Genomic DNA, 19730 nt, shown 5'->3' with positions numbered 1-19730 from the left:
TGAGCGCCTAATTTTATTATGCTCAGATCGTGTTGCTGTCGCTTTTTTAAATAAATGAGATAAACACAGCAACACGTCCTTCATTCCTAATAATTCGGATAGATAAATGGATTGGCTCTTTTCAGATGGCATCTACCTTCTTCTCTTCTTTGTTGCTTTAATTGCAGGTTTTATTGATTCAATTGCTGGTGGTGGTGGCTTAATCACTATTCCAGCGTTGTTATCAGCAGGGGTTCCGCCTGTTCAAGCTCTTGCAACGAATAAACTGCAATCAGTTGGTGGTTCTTTTTCGGCTACGCTCTATTTTATACGTCGAAAAGTTATTGATTTAAAAGCGCAGCGATTTGCAATTTTAATGACGTTTATTGGTGCAGTTTCTGGTGCCATGCTGGTGCAATTTATTAATCCAGAAATCCTTAAACAAGCACTACCTATTCTTACCATAGCTATCGGTCTCTATTTTCTTCTTACTCCATCAATAGGCGCTCAAGACAGTAAACAACGTATTGGCTACTATACTTTTGGTGCCGTATTAGGGGGTGGGGTCGGTTTTTATGATGGTATTTTTGGACCCGGAACAGGTTCTTTTTTCGCTTTAGGTTATGTCATGTTACTTGGATATAATCTTTCAAAAGCAACAGCTCATGCTAAGTTACTTAACTTCACCTCTAATTTTGGCTCTTTACTGTTTTTTATTATTGGTGGGCAGGTTATTTGGACTATTGGTTTAGTTATGCTTTGTGGGCAGTTTATTGGCGCTCGCTTAGGTGCAGGTTTAGTCTTAACAAAAGGACAAAAATTAATAAGACCCATGCTGGTCATTATCTCCTTTTTGATGAGCATCAAACTCATACATGACAATCATGGCGATACTATTGCACTTTGGTTTTCTGCACTTTTTAATTAGGAATAGATGGTTTTTAAATGTCAGCACATCATTATCAACAGTTAATTGATATCTTTAATCAATGTTTTAGCGAAAGTTTCCAAACCCGTTTAGTGAAAGGGGATGATGAGCCGATTTATTTGCCTGCAAATGAAGAGACACCTTATCACCAAATCATTTTTGCTCATGGTTTTTATGCCAGTGCATTACATGAAATATCGCATTGGTGTATCGCCGGAGAGGCTCGTCGCCAACAAGTTGATTATGGTTACTGGTATTGTCCAGATGGAAGAGATGAAACCACTCAAGGACAGTTCGAAGTTGTAGAAATAAAACCTCAAGCGTTAGATTGGTTATTCTGCCAAGCTGCTGGCTATCCTTTCAATGTTAGTTGTGACAATTTAGAAGGTAACTTTGAACCTGACCGTTATGAATTTAGAAATAAAGTTAGAGAACAAGTGCTAGCTTATTTACGAGACAAAAACACGCCACCTCGTGCACAGCTATTTATTAATGCGTTACATTTGTTTTACAATACCCCTGAGCTAACGGAAGAGATGTTTCCTTATCAGGAAAATCCTTTAGTTAATTAAGGATTGCGAGAATAACTATCGCCTATCCACTGTGAAGGTTTTACCCAATAGGGTGGAGTCTGAAGTAGTAAGGTTGCTAGAACTCACGTATTTATGCTGCGCTAATACAGGGTAAATATAGAAGGTAGCAACATTATATATTGAGGATAAATAATGCTTTCTGAGTATGAAGCGTACTTATTAGATAAAATTGATAGCCGTGTTGAACATGCCTCTGACGATGAGTTATTTGCAGGCGGGTATTTACAAGGCCATATTACACTGGCTATTGCTGAACTTGAGCAAGAAAATAACACACAGTTAGAAGCGTTAAGAACGCGTGTAGAAGAGAGCATTCAAAAGGCGATAAAAGCAGGCGAGCTTTCACCTCCAGATCAAGTGTTGGTTTTATCTACATGGCATGATTTAGTTAACTCAATTAATTAATTTGTTATGTCTACTAAGAGAACAACCGGCAGAAATCGGTTGTTTTTTCTTTCTTAAAATTTTATTAAGATCACTGCCTCTAAGTTATATTTAAGATATTTACTGTTGAATTAGATTGGTTTTTATACAAAAATTGATCCTTACTATTTATCAATTGTTTTTATTTGATTTTTCAAAGTCGATGTATCTCTCATTGATTAAGCATAATAGTGCTATCTTTTGTAACTCCTTGCCATTTCTGTAAAATTACTTTTAAATGTTTTTTAGGAATGTTTCTCGGGATGCAAATGATTTGCATAGAATATTTATGATAAGGATAACGATACGATGAAAAATTTCTTTAAAATAGGACTACTGACTAGCGCTGTTTTATTTTTATCTGCTTGTGATCAACTTGATTTAGATAATAAAAAAAATAAGTTTTATTACAGTAATCCAAGTGAAAAAGTCATTAGTTTTAGCGTCGATGGTAAAGAATATCAGGTAGAGCCAGGTAAAAATGGCTACATAACACTATCACCTGGTGAGCATAATTTAAAAGATAGTGCCGGTAATGATGCTCGATTTATGGTTTATGATAATAATAATGGTGGCATATTAAATCCGGATAATTTTATGTATTACACCCTTTCTGAAGTTTATGCTGTAAAGGGAAAAACAGATCAATTTAAGCCTGTCGATTACCCCGTTATTATTAATGGCTATGAATTTGAGCTTCCTGTGCGTAGTACTAATGCCACATTAATTGATGGTAATGTTTTTCAGTGTACTTATGCCTTAGGCGAGCCATTTCCTAATGAAATTCGCACTCGCAATAAAAATAATGACGGCAGCATAAAAAATAAATGCTTTGATAAACCTGAATTTATTAAATATATTTCAGCGGAATACAGTAAAGATTTAGAGCCGTTTACTCAAGAAGATGAATATAACGACTCTGTTAATCTTGATTTAGACTATATGTTACCAACAGCAGAATTTACCGATCCTGATATTCAAGCTGAAGCTGAAGAGCTAGTTTCATTATTAAATCAAATTCAAGCAAGTGAAGATCCGAAGATCCATAACACATTAAAAGATAAACTTTATAAGGCGACACTTGCTGTCTCTAGCGCGTATGCTAATAGAGCCGTGAAAGACACGGTAGAAGACAACAAGTATTACAACCATTTTATGGAAGAGAGTGGTCAATTCCAATCTTACGGTATATTACCTAAAGAGTAGGTATTCAAAGAGTAAAAAGCTATTTAATTCAATTATAAGCCATCCAATCGGGTGGCTTTTTTAACGTATTTAAGTCACAAAAAGAGAAGAACATAACTGGAGATCTCTATGTCAACAACACAAACTAAAATAAAAAATAACGATATTACTCTTCGCCTCACACAAATTGATGATGCAATTAAATTACCTGCTATCGAGCAATCAGCGGGGCAATTATTTAGCACCTTAGAAGATTTAAGCTGGATAAGTGAAAGTGGCGTACAAAGCGTTGAAAAACATTTAGCTTTTATTAATCATAAAGGGCATTGGGTGGCTGTTAATAGTGAAAATGAACCCGTCGGTTTTATTATGACGACGCCATTACCTGAAAGTTTATTTATTCATGAACTGTCAGTAAGTGAAGCTTGGCAAAATAGAGGTATTGGTAAATTGCTTATTCAAAAAGTAAAAGACGAAGCAAAGGCACATCAATTTAGTGCCGTTACGTTAACGACGTTTCGCCATGTTCCTTGGAATGCACCGTACTATCAACGCTTAGGCTTTTCTATTTTACCAGAAAGCGAAATTCCTCATTCTTTGCAAGAAATCTTAGATGATGAAGTTGAAAGTGGGGGATTTGTAAAAGAAACGCGCTGTGCAATGAAATTTGAGGTTTAGTTTTTTTATACAAAGAAACGTTTTTTAGCTAATGGTATATAAGATAGAAAGGTGATATATTTATCATTAAAAGTAGCTACATTGTAGCTACATTTTTGGTGTTTGGAGGTATGATATGAGTGCTTTATTAAAAACGACAGATGTTCGTAGTCGCATAGATGAGCATTTAAAGATTGAAGCGACGAATGTTTTACAAGGTTGTGGATTAACAATTAGTAGTGCTATTCGTTTATTTTTAGAACAAGTTGTGCAAGAGCAAAAAATTCCTTTTGAAATTAAGCATAAAACACCTTCGCTAAAGACAGCTCAGGCACTCAAAGAAGCGATGCTCATTGAACAAAAATTCTCTTCTTTGGATGAGATGATGTCGGAGTTAACAACGAGTGAATCAAAAAGCAAAAAATAAGCGAGCTAAGCAACCAAGGTCGGTTGCTTATACATCTACTTTTAAAAAATCATGGGAAAGATATAACAGAGCGGGTCGTCGGGATATGAATGAGGCGATTAGCATTATGGAGATATTATTTACCCAGAAAATGATCCCTCCTGAATATCTAGATCATGAACTTGAAGGTAATGAATGGGCAGGTGCAAGAGAATTACACATTGGTGGTGATTTTCTTTTGGTTTACCGCATCTCAGATAATGAAAATTTGATCACTTTTGTTGATATTGGGTCTCATAGCGAATTATTTGGCTAAAATATTTTCTTTTATTATTAATAATCAATTCAATTAAGTGCTTCAATGCTACTTGTCACCTTGGCTATTTCACTTCAATCGGTTTTCCACGTAGTAATGGTCTTACCCAAAAACGATTTGGGTGTAAGGCATTTAACACGCTATCTTCAACGGGAAAGGGTTCATCAAAAATTTGGCTTGCCAGAATTTCAGCCGATAACGGTGCTGAACATAATCCACGAGAGCCAAGCGCACTGATAATATAAAGCTGATGATAAGCGGGTGCTAAAGCGGGAATTTGTCTTCTACGCTTAAATCTATCTAAATGCGTGTATTCCACTCGCAATTTATCAAAATCAGGTACTTCGCCTAATAACGGTAAGTGATCGCGAATAGTGCAACGAATACCAACTCGCGCTTCATTTTGGCTAAAATCAACTTCTTTAATCCAAGGGGCTTTGGCTAAACACTGCATAAGATGTGCTTGGTTGTTTTCTTGCTCTTGAGTCGAGACCGCTAAATCTAATCGATCACGGCTAAAACTTGCACCTACACAATGCAAATTATCTTGATTATCGACAGGGGTAAAATAGCCATCATAACAAAGTACTGTTTTTAGTTTTGATAATGTCTTTGTTGTTTGAATATGGCTAACTTGACCTCTGACTGCGCTAATGGGTAATTTTTCACTTTGAGTAAAGTCTACAATTCGATGCCCATTTGCCAAAATGACGCAATCATGTTGTGATTGATATTGTGTCGTACGCTCTCCATCATGATGAACAATATTTAAGCACCAAGATGTTTCTTGTGTACTTATTTGAGTTACTTGATGATTAAATCGCAACACTAATCCTAATTGTTCTGCGTACTTTAATGTATTGATTGTTAGCTCAGTCGGTGAAAGCCAGCCCGCTTGTGGATAAAACAAAGCATCATAATTAATGTCTATTCCGCTGAGTTTATTGATTTCATTTTTATCGAGATAACACGCAATTTGAGCAAAAGGTATGGAATTATCGATGATCCTCTGTACTTTTTTACGCACTTTATCGTTATAAATAACCTGTGCAACGCCAGACCATTGATGTGAAAAAGGAATACCTATTTTACTCAGATTGTCATAAGTGCGGTGAGCAAATAGAAATGCGGTTGTAAAAAATTGTTCTAGTTCATCGGATTTGCCATGGAGCAAAGGATATAACACACCTTGTCGATTGCCTGAGGCATTAGTTGCAGGCTGTTTATCTTCACAATATAAAGTGACATTGGCACCCCGTCTTAGGCAGGAAAGTGCCATAAATGTGCTGGCGATACCGCCACCTATAATTGCAATATTCTGTGCTTTGGTTGCACTTGGTCTTGCATAGTAAGGGAGAAACTCAGGAGATGGAGTATGTGGAAAAACACCTGTCAGCATCTCTCTTTTTTGGCCAAATCCTTTGATTTTATTTATCTCAAAACCGACACTCTGCAAACCTCGTTTGACGATCCCTGCGGCAGTAAATGTTGCAAATGTGCCGTTTTCTCTCATTGAATCAGCCATCGATTGGAAGAGAGTTTCACTCCACATTTGTGGATTTTTAGAAGGCGCAAAACCATCTAAAAACCATGCATCCACTTTGTTATGTAGCGCTTGGCGAGTTTGGGGTAACAATGTGTTGATATCACCAAACCATAAATCCAATGTAATTGTTCCATCAGCAAGAATAATGCGGTGGCAACCCGCAATGGCTAATGGCCATTGAGAACAAAGCGCTTGTGAATATTTTTCGAGTTCAGGCCAATGGCGATGTGCGGCTCGTAAATCACTTTTAGTTAGAGGGAATTTTTCGAAACTTACATAATGAAGGCGTTTTACACGAGAGTCAGGAGATGTTTGCCTAAATTGCTCGAAAGCTTGCCATAGTGTTAGAAAATTAAGCCCAGTACCAAATCCTGTTTCTGCGATAACACATTCAGAGCGTACATGTGTACCAAAACGTGATGGAAAATGATTTCCATGCAAGAACACATGTCGAGTTTCTTCTAGACCGTCTTGGTTTGAAAAGTAAATATCGCCAAATTGTTCAGAGATAGGTGTACCAAGTTCATTCCAACTTAAAGACGCAGTATTTATCGGGCTATTATTCACGGAACTGCCTGTATTTCTCGAAAAATTTATCCAATATCTTAGCGCTGTTAGATGGCTTGTGCCAGCCTTAAAGGGGAAAGTGTTTTATCAGCTTATCTTTATTTTTGTAAAAAAGATCCTGATCGGACTTGTTCAGCGTACAACTGTACGCTAAAGTGCTAGTCAGAAATCCCGCAGCTACAACTATTATTGTAAAGAGGTATGAATGAAGCGCGCAGTGATCACGGGTCTGGGTATTGTTTCGAGCATTGGTAATAACCAGAAAGAAGTGCTGGATTCTTTAAAAGAAGGTCGTTCCGGGATAACTTTCTCAGAAGAATTTAAAGAGATGGGGCTTCGTAGCCACATTTGGGGCAATGTTAAGCTTGATACTGAAGGTCTTATTGACCGTAAAATCCGCCGTTTTATGAGCGACGCATCGGTTTATGCCTATTTATCTATGCAAGAGGCAATTGCCGATTCAGGTCTAACAGAAGACCAAGTCTCAAATATCCGTTCTGGCTTAGTCGTTGGCTCTGGTGGTGGTTCTCCACGTAACCAAGTGCAAGGTTCTGATGGCATGAGAGCGAAAGGTCTACGTGGCGTAGGTCCTTATATGGTAACTCGTGCAATGGCATCAGGTGTTTCAGCTTGTTTAGCAACACCTTTCAAAATTAAAGGCGTTAACTATTCAATCAGCTCTGCTTGTTCAACATCAGCACACTGTATTGGTCACGCCGTTGAACTTATCCAGTTAGGCAAACAAGATGTTGTCTTTGCTGGTGGTGGTGAAGAGTTAAGTTGGGAAATGACCTGCGAATTTGACGCAATGGGCGCACTTTCAACTAAATATAACGAAACACCAACCAAAGCTTCTCGTACTTACGATAAAAACCGTGATGGTTTTGTTATCGCAGGCGGTGGCGGTATTGTGGTGGTTGAAGAGTTAGAACACGCATTAGCGCGTGGTGCTCATATCTATGGTGAAGTCGTAGGTTATGGTGCAACATCTGATGGTGCAGATATGGTTGCTCCTTCAGGTGAAGGTGCTGTACGTTGTATGCAAATGGCAATGCAAGGTATTGATAAAGTTGACTATATCAATACACACGGTACTTCAACGCCAGTTGGTGATCTAAAAGAGCTTGAAGCTATCACTGAAGTGTTTGGTTCGCATACTCCAGCTATCTCAGCAACAAAAGCCATGACAGGTCACTCATTAGGTGCTGCTGGTGTGCATGAAGCAATTTATAGCTTACTGATGTTAGAGCATGGATTTATTGCACCAAGCATCAATATCGAAGAATTAGACGATAAAGCAAAGGGAATGAATATCATTACTCAACCAACCGAACAGAAGCTGGAGACTGTAATGTCAAATAGCTTTGGTTTTGGTGGTACGAATGCTTCATTAGTCATGAGCAAATATAAAAAATAGTTAGATATACTTATATTTACTTATAAAAAAAGCAGGCTTCATTTTAATGAGGTCTGCTTTTTTATTTGAAATTCATTATACATAATAATTTATTATTCTAATAAAGATATCTTTCGAATAAAAATCATTAAAAAAAGATTATATAAACAACGCTTAAAAATACCTTTCCTAATAGTTGCTCATTTTATTACTCTAATAAAATAGACAAATTTTGTTAATATATTGTTTATGTTGAGAAAAATAAATTAGCTTCATTTTATTTCAATCGTTTAATTTAATTTGACCCGAAATTATTAAATATTTTGTTTTATATGGGGTTAGGAGAATGGAAAGGTTGAATAAGACAAAAAGAGCGCAAAAAAATTGATCTGGGTTATTTTATTACAAATAAGTAGAAGCTATTTAATATAAAAGTTGGTAATGTTTGCCACGGATACTTGTATTACTTTATATTTTATACTTTGATTTCTTGTGTCAGTTTTATTTATTAAACCTAACATATGAATGTGACCGGCTAAGAATTTAGCCGGCATTTTTTTATTGTTGTCTTTTTGACATTGACTCACATCTCCTGATGACAATCTGCTTTTTTCTGAGCAGACTGACGTCGGAAATTCAGTGGTGTTCTAAGTTGTTGCACTAAGAGCACACCTAGTAACACAATACCACCGCCCACTAAGTGATAACTATGCATTTCTTCACCGAGAAGTGCGATAGCAATCATTGCAGTAAATAATGGCATTAGGTTCATAAATATAGAGGTCGTATTTGCACCTAATTTCATCACACCTAAAATCCACAGATAAGGTGCAAGAATAGAAGCTCCGATACCTGCAAAGATAACTAATCCAATATTATCTTTTGTTAACGCAACACTTTCGGCAAGAAAGAAGTTTGGCAATAATAACAGAACACCAAATCCAATTTGCACATAAAGTGATTGCCAGTTAGGTAGTGCAATTGACCATCGTTTTGTTAATACACCATAAAGGGCGTATGACGCCGAAGCAATAAACATCATCAGCTCACCATAACCCAAACCTTGGGAAAGTAGCTGAGAGGGTTCGCCACGGCTAATTAGCCAAACTAAGCCACTAATTGAAAGTACTGTGCCTAAAACAATACCGACCGTAGGTACAACACGTAAAACAAAAATACTAATAATAACGGTTAATAATGGGATGAGAGAGTTCAAGATCCCCATAAATGTTGCACTAACATAATGTGCTGCATAATAAGCTAAACTTTGGTACATCACCATCCCTAATGCACCAAGAATAAATAATTTCCACCAATATTGTTTGACGGTTTTACGATGATGCCAAACTGGCATAATCAAAAAAGGTGTCATAATTAAAAAGGCGAGGAACCAACGATAAAAAGAGATTGCAGCAGGATCGATAACAGACGCGGCTGCTTTATTGACGACTGCATTAATGGACCAGATTAGCACCGCTAAAAGCGGAAAAATTGCGTTTTTCATTGTTCTCACATCTATTTTTAAACCAGGTCGCTATTGTAAGTCTGTCTGATTAGATATATATAATGAAAACCAGACAACATGTAGACCAATAAAGACAACATGACAAGAGAACAACATAAAGATGACAATTGAACAACAAAAAATGCAATGGTTATTGTCTGATCCCGATACGGTTCGATTTCGTGATGAGCAACTATTAGCTGAAACAGAGTTTGTTTATCATCAACATGATTTTGGTCAGTTACTTTATGTGATTTCTGGTGTGATGGATTTAGAAGCCGGAGGACAGCGGTTTTTAGCGCCACCAGAATTTAGTGTATGGATACCCAAAAACGTAGGGCATGCCAGCTACAATAAAAAAACACTCTCTTTTAAGGTACTAGATATCGCACCAAGTTGGTGTGAAGGATTATTAGACAAACCTTGTTTGATTCAATTAAGTGCTATTTTTTCAACTATATTTTCCGATTTTTTTCATCGTGGTGTGTGTAAACCACAAACAGAAGAAGATTTTCGCTTAGCTCAAGTACTAATTGATCAACTTAAAGCTTCGCCAATACATCATACATATTTACCATCTTCTAAAGATAAATTACTGGCTCCCATACTTTCTGTATTAGAGCAGGACCCGGCAGATAATACCTCGTTAGAAGAATGGGCTAAAAAGCGTTATACCTCAGAAAGAACACTTTCTCGTCGTTGCCAACAAGAATTAGGTATGTCATTTAGTGAATGGCGTAAGCGCCTACGCTTTTTACATGCAATTTCTTTATTAGAGCAAGGGAAAAGCGTGAATGAAATCGCATTTGATGTGGGATATAGCTCTTCATCTTCATTTATTGCGATGTTTCAACAATATGCTGGTACAACACCGGAACGTTTTCGTCGATTACCCAATTGTTAAGCCTTCTTTTCATATATTTACTTAAAATCTAGGCGGATTTTACTGTCAATAATAGGCTTTGCTGTGAATAAGTGGCAAAATAGACCGCTTAATTTTATTTTTCGATTGATTGTTGACACACATAAATACCAAATCAGTGAGATAACACCGTGAAAATTCTGGTTGATGAAAATATGCCTTATGCGGAACAACTTTTCCGCCAATTAGGTGAGGTAAAAGCTGTTTCTGGTCGCCCATTACCTACTGATGAGCTGAATGATTCTGATGCCTTAATGGTGAGATCAATTACTAAAGTCAATGAATCCTTATTATCAGGCAAGCCAGTAAAATTTGTTGGAACTGCGACTGCGGGTTTCGATCATGTCGATATTGCATGGTTAAAACAGCAACAAATTGGTTTTTCATCAGCCCCAGGTTGTAATGCTATCGCGGTTGTTGAATATGTATTTTCTGCTTTGATGATATTAGCTGAGCAAGATAGCTTTCAATTAACCGATAAAGTCGTTGGTATTGTTGGTGTGGGAAATGTGGGGGGGCGATTAGCAACACGCCTTCGCGCATTGGGTGTCAATGTTTTACTTTGCGATCCACCAAGAGCAGATAATGGTGATGATGAAGAGTTTCATCCATTGGAAACATTGTTAGAAAAAGCAGATATTCTAAGTTTCCATACACCTCTCAATAAATCAGGCCCATACAAAAGTTATCATTTAATTAATGAGAGCAACCTCGAAAAATTACCTGAAGGACGCATTTTAATTAATGCGAGCCGTGGCGAGGTTGTTGATAATCAAGCATTATTGTCTGTACTTGAGAAAGGTAAATCCTTACGTGTTGTATTGGATGTTTGGGAGCCAGAGCCAGATCTCTCTATTGAGCTATTAAATAAAGTTGATATCGCAACACCACATATTGCGGGTTATACCTTAGAAGGTAAGGCGCGTGGTACAACTCAAGTTTTTGAAGCTTATTGTGATTTTATTGGGCAGCCTCAACAAGTTGAATTATCAACTCTGTTGCCTGCACCGACTATTTCCACCATTTCAGTACAAGGTGAGTTAACACAAACACTTTTAAAACAACTTATTCATCTTGTTTATGATGTGCGTCGTGATGATGCCCCATTACGGAAAGTGGCAGGAATAAAAGGGGAGTTTGATAAATTACGCAAATTTTATCCTGTACGTCGTGAGTGGTCTTCACTCCATGTCATTTGTGACAATCAAGCTACGGTTGATACATTAAATACAATTGGCTTTAGTGCTACATATAAAAGTGCCACACACAAATAAAGCAAAATATTATTTTTAAAAATTTCTGGTATTGGAGGATATCTTATGGGAGAAGGTTGGAATATTGCAGTTGTTGGTGCAACAGGCGCTGTTGGTGAAGCGATTTTAGAACTGCTACAAGAGCGTGAATTTCCCATTGGTGAATTAACTGCAATCGCAAGTGAAGATAGCATTGGGAAATCAGTGCGTGTAAATAGCAAAAGTGTTGCGGTTCAAGGTATTCACAATATCGAGTGGGCTGATATTCAATTAGCTTTTTTTGCCGCACCAACAGAAATCAGTGCGCAATATGCACAACAAGCGGCTGATGCTGGCTGTATTGTTATTGATTGCAGTGGCATTTTTGCAATGGATTGGGATGTACCGCTGGTGGTTCCAGGCGTGAACAGTGCAATGCTAGCGGAATATCGTACTCGTAATATTGTTTCAATTGCTGATAGCATGGTGAGCCAATTATTACGTGCCATTAATCCATTAACAGAATCTGCGGGTTTAACGCGTCTTAGCGTGACAAACTTAATGTCGGTTTCTCGTTTTGGAAAACAAGCTGTAGATGAACTGGCAGGGCAAAGCGCCCGTTTACTTAACGGTATCCCTCCTGAATTAGGTCGCTTTAATAAGCAACTAGCATTTAACATCTTACCTTTAATGGTTGATGACGAAGGCTCTATACAAGAAGAGCGTCGTATGGTTGACCAAATTCGTAAAATTTTGCAAGACGAAGGCTTACCAATCTCCGTTACTACGCTGCAAGCGCCTGTTTTCTATGGTAATGCACAGTCAGTGCAATTAGAAACCTCACGCCCAATGGGAAGTGATGAAGCGCGTGAAACATTACAAGAAAATGAAGATCTTAATATTAGTGATGAAAATGATTTTCCAACTCAAGTCACTGATGCTTCAGGCAATGTGAGCTTGAATTTAGGTTGCTTCCGTAATGATTATGGTATGCCAGAAGCATTACAATTTTGGTCAGTAGCAGATAACGTGCGCTTTGGTGGGGCATTAATGGCAGTTGAAGTTGCAGAGCAATTAATGCAGGAGCAGTTTTACTAATGAATGTGCAAGTGAGTGCTGAAGTGGCAGAACAACCTTTGACTGAGTCAGCGGTTACTTCTGAAAGCACAACAATCAAAATTGCTTTAGGCGTTGAATATGATGGTAGTCGCTATTATGGCTGGCAACGCCAAAATGAAGTGCGCAGTGTACAAGAACGGTTAGAAAAAGCACTTTCACAAGTGGCTAATGAGCCTATATCTGTGTTTTGTGCGGGGAGAACTGATGCTGGCGTACATGCAACAGGGCAAGTTGTTCATTTTGAAACAACGGCACATCGTAAAGATCCCGCTTGGACTATGGGGGTGAATACCCATTTACCTGCGGATATTGCAATACGTTGGGTAAAAACAGTTTCTGATGATTTTCATGCTCGTTTTAGTGCAACAGCAAGACGTTATCGCTATGTAATTTTTAATCACCGTTATCGTCCTGCTATCTTGTCATCTGGAGTGACGCATTTTCATTATCCTTTAGATGCTGAACGTATGCATCAAGCAGCGCAATGTTTACTTGGTGAAAACGATTTTACTTCTTTTAGAGCTGTCCAATGCCAATCGCGAACGCCATGGCGTAACGTTATGCATGTCAATGTTTCCCGATATGGTGACTATGTTGTGGTGGATATCAAAGCGAACGCGTTTGTTCACCATATGGTGAGAAATATTGTTGGCAGCCTTCTAGAAATAGGGTGTGGCAATCAGGATATTACTTGGATGGCTGAATTATTAGCCTTAAAAGACAGAACTAAAGCTGCAGCAACAGCGAAAGCGAATGGATTGTATTTAGTTTCGGTGGATTATCCTGATCATTTTGAATTACCAAAACCTGCAATGGGTCCACTATTTTTAGCGGATAACCCTATTGAGATATCTCAATCATAAAGACACCCAGTTTTCTGAGGATTTATGGAAATATTAACGCAATTTATTGATTTAATTAAATTTCTAATTGATTTTATTTTACATATTGATGCACATTTAGCAGAGCTTGTCGCACAATATGGTACATGGGTCTATGCCATTTTGTTTCTTATTGTTTTTTGTGAAACAGGGTTGGTGGTAACGCCTTTCTTACCCGGAGACTCCTTATTATTCGTTGCTGGTGCTTTAGCCTCATTAGAAACTAATGATGTGAATGTCCATATTATTGTTTTACTGCTACTTTGTGCAGCCATTTTAGGTGATGCGGTTAACTATTCTATTGGGCGGCTTTTTGGTGAAAAACTATTTAGTAAGCCTAATTCAAAGATTTTCCGTCGTGAATATCTAGATAAAACCCATGCTTTTTATGAAAAGCATGGTGGTAAAGCAATAATTTTGGCAAGATTCGTGCCGATTATCCGAACTTTTGCACCATTCGTTGCAGGAATGGGGAAAATGTCATATCGTCACTTTGCCTTTTATAATGTTACTGGGGCAATTGCATGGGTACTACTATTTACTTATGCAGGATACTTTTTTGGTGACTTAGATATAGTTCAAAAGAACTTAAAATTGCTAATTGTTGCCATTATTGTTATTTCTATTTTACCGGGCGTTATTGAGATCTTACGCCATCGCAGAGCGAGTGCAAAAGCAAAGAAAGAAAGTGATAACAAAGAGGTTTGAGCAGTTATCATCAGTTTTTGCCGTAGAATAGCCATAATAAAGAGATGCGCTGAAATTCAGTAAGCGGTATCATCATAAACTTTGCTAACCACACAGCCAGTGCATTGTGGTTGATACGCTAACAATAATTTTACTGGCGAAGGTCAGATTCAGACGAAAAGGTCCATTAATGAGCTGGATTGAAAAAATTCTAAACAAAAGCACTATCACAAGTTCACGTAAAGCCAATATCCCAGAAGGGGTTTGGACTAAATGTGACAGCTGTGGGCAGGTACTCTATCGCGCAGAATTAGAGCGTAATTTAGAGGTTTGTCCTAAATGTGATCACCATATGCGCATTTCAGCGCGCCGTCGCCTTGAGACTTTCCTTGATTCAGGAAGTACAACAGAATTAGGTAGCGAATTAGAGCCTAAAGATATTCTGAAATTCCGCGACTCTAAAAAATACAAAGACAGAATCAGCGCTGCTCAAAAACAAACGCAAGAAAAAGACGCATTAATCGTGATGAAAGGAACGCTGAAAAAGATGCCAGTTGTTGCTGCATCCTTTGAATTTGCGTTTATGGGCGGTTCAATGGCTTCTGTTGTTGGCGCTCGTTTTGTTCGTGCTGTTGAACAAGCATTAGAAGATAACTGCCCATTAGTTTGTTTCTCTGCAAGTGGTGGCGCTCGTATGCAAGAAGCGCTGATGTCATTAATGCAAATGGCAAAAACCAGTGCAGCATTAGCAAAAATGCAAGAGCGTGGTTTACCTTATATTTCAGTTATGACTGACCCTACAATGGGTGGTGTTTCTGCCAGTTTAGCGATGTTAGGGGATATCAACGTTGCTGAACCTAAAGCATTGATTGGTTTTGCAGGTCCTCGCGTTATTGAGCAAACAGTACGTGAAAAACTACCTGCAGGTTTCCAACGCAGTGAGTTCCTGCTAGAAAAAGGGGCGATTGATATGATTATTCGCCGCCCTGAAATGCGTGATGAGCTGGCTGAATTACTGGCTAAGCTGACTCAGTATGATTTAGTCGAAGATGAAAATGAAATCATCGGTGAAGAAATGATTGCTGATGAAATTGAATCTACAGACAACGAGCCAGAAATTAACATCGAAACGAATAAAAAAGAAGATGTCTAATATCATAACTGCTCCTAAAGCCACATCGCCTTTGTCGGTGTGGCTTTCTTATCTTGAACATTTACACTCTAGTGCCATTGATATGGGGTTAGAGCGAGTCGGCAAGGTAGGAAAAATATTAAACGTGTTACGTCCTGCGCCGAAGGTAATCACTGTCTCAGGCACGAATGGAAAAGGCACAACCTGTCATATGCTAGAGTCAATCTTGATGGCATCAGGATTGAAAGTCGGCGTTTATAGCTCTCCTCATCTTGTTCGTTATACAGAACGCGTTCGTATCCAAGGCAAAGAACTCGCTGAAGATGCTTTTTGTGACGTTTTTGCTGAAATTGAACAAGCTAGAGGCGATATCTCGCTAACCTTTTTTGAATACGGCACTTTGGCTGCGCTGAAGTTATTTCAACAAGCACAACTTGATGTTGTTATTCTTGAAGTAGGATTAGGCGGTCGGTTAGATGCGACGAATATCGTTGATGCAGATATTGCTGCTATCACAAGTATTGCCCTCGATCATACTGATTGGTTAGGTGCAGATAGAGAGCATATTGGTCACGAGAAAGCCGGTATTTTCCGAGCCAATCACTATGCTGTTGTGGGCGAGCCGGATATGCCTCATTCCATTGCACAAGTAGCCAATGAAAAACACGCCAAGCTTTTTCGTCGTGGAACAGATTGGTCTTTTGTTATTGAAGGCGATCACTGGCAGTGGCGTTGTGCTGACTGTGAATTTGATGCGTTGCCAATCCCTAATATTCCGCTAGCCAATGCGGCGACAGCGATGGGTGTTATTCGTTGCTTGCTTAAATCTGATGATAAAGTCAGTCAAGCAATCACACAGCAAAGCATTGTTGAAGGTATGTCTCGTGCTCAATTACCGGGTCGTTTTCAGGTAATTTCTCAACATCCTTTGGTTATCTTTGATGTGGCACATAATCCTCATGCAGCAGGATATTTAGCGGAAAAATTATCACAATTACCACAAAAATCTGATACTCAAGTGCGTATTGTTGTTGGTATGCTGGGTGATAAAGATATAGCAGGAACATTAGCGTGCTTAACGCCATTGACTGATCATTGGTATGTCGCTCCACTTAATGAGTTTCGTGGTGCTTCTGCGGATGTGTTAGCTCAGCATCTTGAGAAACCAATGGTATTCGATAGTGTTGAAAAGGCATGGCAACAAGCAATGTCTGATGCTGCTCCTAACGATATCGTTGTGGTTTGTGGCTCATTTCATACTGTCGCGCATGTGATGGAACTTTTGGAAAAGGAGAGTGTGGGTGGCAAGTAAATTTCAAAATCGCTTAGTCGGTGCCGTTGTATTGGTGGCAGTAGGGGTCATTTTTTTACCTGCACTGCTCGACGGCGATAAGAAATATAACGAAGACCAGTTCGCCTCTATTCCTTTAGTACCCAAACCCGGTGATGAGCAAGAAATAGAATCTATCGCCCCGATAGAGCAAACCGCAGTGCCTTCTACTCCATCAGAAGGCGCATCTGAAGGTATGCTTTCTGAAGCAGTGACAGGCGTTGAACAACCTGCTGTTACAACGCCTGAACCGCCTGCGGTGGTACCTGTTACACCACCGGTACAACCACAACAACCACCACAGCAACCACAACCACAGCCAGCGCCTCCTGCTGTAGTTACGCCACCCGTGCAACCACCAGCACCACCAGTGCAAGAAACTAAGCCACCAAAAGGCGAGGCTTGGGTTGTTCAATTAGGTGCGTTGAAAAATGCGGCGAAGGTAGAAGAAATTATTGCAAAAATGCATTTCTCAGGTTATCCGGTATATACCGTACCCGCACGCCCTGTTGCTGGGCAAGTGACTCGAATTTACATTGGTCCTAGTGCATCTAAGTCAGAATTACAGGCTATTTTGCCTCATTTAAAAGAACTTACGGGTTTACAAGGTGAGGTAAGGGCATATAAGCCTTAATTTTTCTAAACGAGTCATCAGATGAGTGATGTAACAAAGCGTTAACTTATTGCGGCGATTATGATTTTTCATATCGCCGTAAATTATTTTGAAATTAGCGAAAATTAGCATTACGCAAACGTTTTCGTTTTCTGTTAGAATGCTTCCGTATTAATGCGGAGCATCATTATTGGATAAAGAATTTATGGTCTGGATAGATTACGCCATCATTGCCATTATTGGTTTTTCCGCATTAGTCAGCCTGATCCGTGGCTTTGTTCGTGAAGCATTGTCACTCATCACCTGGGGTTGTGGTTTCTTTGTTGCTAGTCAGTTTTATCCTTATCTTGCCGTCTATTTTACCCGGTTTGAAGATGAGCTGGTTCGTAACGGGATTGCAATAGTCACGTTATTTATTGCAACACTGATTGTTGGTGCTGTTGTGAATTATGTGATTAGCTCTCTTGTTCAACGCACAGGGTTATCAGGTACAGATCGTGTATTGGGGGTCTGTTTCGGGGCTTTAAGAGGCGTGCTGATAGTCTCAGCATTACTTTTTGTTTTAGGCGCATTTACGCCTATGGCAGATAGCGCTGATTGGCAACGTTCGGAGCTTATTCCTCAATTCAACCATATTATTAGGTGGTTCTTTGACTACCTGCAAAATGCGTCAAGTTTCGTGTCGGAGAGAATATAACCTCTCCGTCTGGCTGATGAGGATCTATTCATGTGCGGTATTGTCGGTATCGCTGGAGCTAATCCAGTAAACCAATCAATTTATGATGCGTTAACGGTGTTACAACACCGAGGTCAAGATGCAGCAGGCATTGCAACAATAGACGGTAACAACGGTTTCCGTCTTCGCAAAGCGAACGGACTGGTTAAAGATGTGTTCGAAACTCGTCATATGTTGCGTTTAAAAGGTACTATCGGGATAGGGCATGTCCGTTATCCAACAGCGGGTAGTTCTAGTGCATCAGAAGCGCAGCCTTTTTATGTGAATTCACCTTTTGGTATTACGTTGGCGCACAATGGTAATTTAACCAATGCGCATTTATTACGTCGCCAATTATTTGAAACAGCGCGTCGCCATATCAATACCACCTCTGATTCTGAAATATTACTCAATGTATTGGCATATGAATTAGACCGTTTTGACCATTTTCCGCTGGAGCCTGATAATATTTTTGCAGCCGTTGCAGCAATGCATAAAAAACTCCGTGGGGCTTATGCTTGTGTTGCTTTGATAATCGGTCATGGTTTACTGGCTTTTCGTGATCCCTTTGGTATTCGTCCTTTAGTATTGGGTAAACGTACCTTAGAAGATGGTCGCCATGAATATATGGTTGCATCTGAAAGTGTTGCACTTGATACGTTAGGTTTTGAATTTTTACGTGATGTTGCACCGGGTGAAGCGGTTTATATCACAGAGCAAGGACAACTCTTTACTCGCCAATGTGCTGAAAATCCGCAGTTGATGCCTTGTTTGTTTGAGTATGTTTACTTTGCTCGCCCTGATTCTTTTATCGATAAAATTTCGGTTTATAATGCGCGTTTACGCATGGGGCAGAAATTAGGCGCTAAAATTGCCAAAGAGTGGGATGATTTACATATTGATGTCGTGATCCCAATCCCTGAAACATCTTGTGATATTGCCTTAGAAATTGCGCATATTCTCAATAAACCTTATCGCCAAGGCTTTGTCAAAAACCGCTATGTTGGTCGTACCTTTATTATGCCGGGTCAGCAAGAGCGCCGTAAATCAGTAAGACGTAAACTGAATGCAAATCGCGCAGAGTTTCGTGATAAAAATGTTCTGTTGATTGATGACTCTATTGTACGTGGCACAACGTCAGAGCAAATTGTCGAACTTGCAAGAGAAGCGGGTGCAAAAAAAGTTTATTTTGCCTCAGCAGCACCAGAAGTTCGCTTTCCTAATGTGTATGGTATTGATATGCCAAATGCCAATGAGCTTATTGCTCATGGACGTGAAGTGGATGAAATTCGTAAATTAATTGGTGCTGATGGGCTTATTTTCCAAGATCTCACTGATTTAATCGCTGCAGTACAAGAAGAGAATCCAGATATTAATCAGTTTGAATGTTCTGTATTTGACGGTGTTTATATTACGAAAGATATCGACCAAGATTACTTGGATTATTTAGAAAATCTACGTCGTGATGATGAACATAAAATTCGTGATCAGAATGAAATAGAAAATTTAGAAATCTATAACGAAGGCTGATTTTTCGGTAAGATACCATCCTTATAAAGCGTCGATGCCAGTGTGTTCTGCATCGACGCTTGTTTTTTG

20 protein-coding genes are annotated in these 19730 nt (G+C 39.0%); 18 read left to right on the top strand and 2 right to left on the bottom strand.

Annotated elements, in window-relative coordinates:
- Positions 1–106: 106 nt before the first annotated feature.
- The 7 genes from QQS39_RS12690 (at position 107) to QQS39_RS12660 (ending at position 4487) form a co-directional block, all read left to right on the top strand.
- Entirely contained in the window at positions 107–907 is an 801-nt protein-coding gene (locus QQS39_RS12690; protein ID WP_109370925.1) for a sulfite exporter TauE/SafE family protein, read from the top strand.
- A gap of 17 nt (positions 908–924) precedes the next feature.
- Entirely contained in the window at positions 925–1479 is a 555-nt protein-coding gene (locus QQS39_RS12685; protein ID WP_088495095.1) for an elongation factor P hydroxylase, read from the top strand.
- Positions 1480–1632: 153 nt separating this feature from the next.
- The gene (locus QQS39_RS12680) at positions 1633–1905 is read left to right on the top strand and encodes a YfcL family protein (protein WP_151435598.1); all 273 of its coding nucleotides are present in this window, start codon (positions 1633–1635) and stop codon (positions 1903–1905) included.
- 327 nt (positions 1906–2232) lie between these two features.
- Positions 2233–3129, top strand: a complete 897-nt coding sequence (locus QQS39_RS12675; RefSeq protein ID WP_285804655.1) for a hypothetical protein — start codon at positions 2233–2235, stop codon at positions 3127–3129.
- A 108-nt stretch (positions 3130–3237) separates the two neighbouring features.
- On the top strand, positions 3238–3786 hold the full coding sequence (locus QQS39_RS12670; protein ID WP_151435596.1) for a GNAT family N-acetyltransferase: 549 nt from the start codon (positions 3238–3240) through the stop codon (positions 3784–3786).
- Positions 3787–3901: 115 nt separating this feature from the next.
- Positions 3902–4192: a type II toxin-antitoxin system RelB/DinJ family antitoxin gene (locus QQS39_RS12665; RefSeq protein ID WP_196735084.1), complete on the top strand. Its 291-nt coding sequence runs from the start codon at positions 3902–3904 to the stop codon at positions 4190–4192.
- Positions 4170–4487 (top strand): type II toxin-antitoxin system YafQ family toxin, encoded by a 318-nt coding sequence (locus tag QQS39_RS12660; protein ID WP_285804654.1) that lies wholly within the window; start codon positions 4170–4172, stop codon positions 4485–4487. The genes QQS39_RS12665 and QQS39_RS12660 overlap by 23 nt, the downstream gene beginning before the upstream one ends.
- A 64-nt stretch (positions 4488–4551) precedes the next feature.
- On the opposite strand, the gene mnmC is transcribed toward QQS39_RS12660, so the two are convergent.
- A complete protein-coding gene (mnmC, locus tag QQS39_RS12655) occupies positions 4552–6600 on the bottom strand; it encodes a bifunctional tRNA (5-methylaminomethyl-2-thiouridine)(34)-methyltransferase MnmC2/FAD-dependent 5-carboxymethylaminomethyl-2-thiouridine(34) oxidoreductase MnmC1 (protein WP_285804653.1) in 2049 nt (682 codons plus the stop codon).
- Between the two features lie 205 nt (positions 6601–6805).
- Here mnmC and fabB point away from each other — a divergent pair, with 205 nt between their 5' ends.
- Entirely contained in the window at positions 6806–8017 is a 1212-nt protein-coding gene (gene fabB / locus QQS39_RS12650) for a beta-ketoacyl-ACP synthase I (RefSeq protein ID WP_023581685.1), read from the top strand.
- A 562-nt stretch (positions 8018–8579) separates the two neighbouring features.
- Here fabB and QQS39_RS12645 read toward each other — a convergent pair.
- Entirely contained in the window at positions 8580–9500 is a 921-nt protein-coding gene (locus tag QQS39_RS12645) for a DMT family transporter (RefSeq protein WP_151435594.1), read from the bottom strand.
- A 121-nt stretch (positions 9501–9621) separates the two neighbouring features.
- On the opposite strand from QQS39_RS12645, the gene QQS39_RS12640 reads away from it, so the two are divergent.
- From QQS39_RS12640 to purF, 10 genes are all read left to right on the top strand, one after another.
- Positions 9622–10404 (top strand): AraC family transcriptional regulator, encoded by a 783-nt coding sequence (locus QQS39_RS12640; protein WP_151435593.1) that lies wholly within the window; start codon positions 9622–9624, stop codon positions 10402–10404.
- A 149-nt stretch (positions 10405–10553) separates the two neighbouring features.
- Positions 10554–11696 carry a 4-phosphoerythronate dehydrogenase PdxB gene (pdxB, locus tag QQS39_RS12635; protein ID WP_285804652.1) on the top strand — a complete coding sequence of 381 codons (1143 nt, stop codon included), beginning with the start codon at positions 10554–10556 and terminating at the stop codon, positions 11694–11696.
- Positions 11697–11741: 45 nt separating this feature from the next.
- On the top strand, positions 11742–12752 hold the full coding sequence (locus QQS39_RS12630) for an aspartate-semialdehyde dehydrogenase (protein WP_285804651.1): 1011 nt from the start codon (positions 11742–11744) through the stop codon (positions 12750–12752).
- Entirely contained in the window at positions 12752–13636 is an 885-nt protein-coding gene (gene truA, locus QQS39_RS12625; RefSeq protein WP_285804650.1) for a tRNA pseudouridine(38-40) synthase TruA, read from the top strand. Before QQS39_RS12630 ends, truA begins: the two co-directional genes overlap by 1 nt.
- Positions 13637–13681: 45 nt before the next feature.
- Entirely contained in the window at positions 13682–14362 is a 681-nt protein-coding gene (locus QQS39_RS12620; protein WP_285805898.1) for a DedA family protein, read from the top strand.
- A gap of 169 nt (positions 14363–14531) precedes the next feature.
- Entirely contained in the window at positions 14532–15494 is a 963-nt protein-coding gene (gene accD / locus QQS39_RS12615; protein WP_151435588.1) for an acetyl-CoA carboxylase, carboxyltransferase subunit beta, read from the top strand.
- Entirely contained in the window at positions 15487–16785 is a 1299-nt protein-coding gene (folC, locus tag QQS39_RS12610) for a bifunctional tetrahydrofolate synthase/dihydrofolate synthase (protein ID WP_285804649.1), read from the top strand. The genes accD and folC overlap by 8 nt, the downstream gene beginning before the upstream one ends.
- Entirely contained in the window at positions 16775–17437 is a 663-nt protein-coding gene (gene dedD, locus QQS39_RS12605; RefSeq protein WP_285804648.1) for a cell division protein DedD, read from the top strand. The genes folC and dedD overlap by 11 nt, the downstream gene beginning before the upstream one ends.
- Positions 17438–17621: 184 nt before the next feature.
- A complete protein-coding gene (gene cvpA / locus QQS39_RS12600) occupies positions 17622–18113 on the top strand; it encodes a colicin V production protein (protein WP_023581692.1) in 492 nt (163 codons plus the stop codon).
- Positions 18114–18143: 30 nt separating this feature from the next.
- Complete coding sequence (gene purF, locus QQS39_RS12595; RefSeq protein WP_075670606.1) at positions 18144–19661, top strand: amidophosphoribosyltransferase; 1518 nt, start codon at positions 18144–18146, stop codon at positions 19659–19661.
- Positions 19662–19730: the final 69 nt, after the last annotated feature.

The organism is Proteus appendicitidis, assembly GCF_030271835.1.
Classification (GTDB): domain Bacteria; phylum Pseudomonadota; class Gammaproteobacteria; order Enterobacterales; family Enterobacteriaceae; genus Proteus; species Proteus appendicitidis.
Note: the sequence above shows the minus strand (reverse complement) of the source record. Positions and strands in the feature narration are given on the sequence as shown.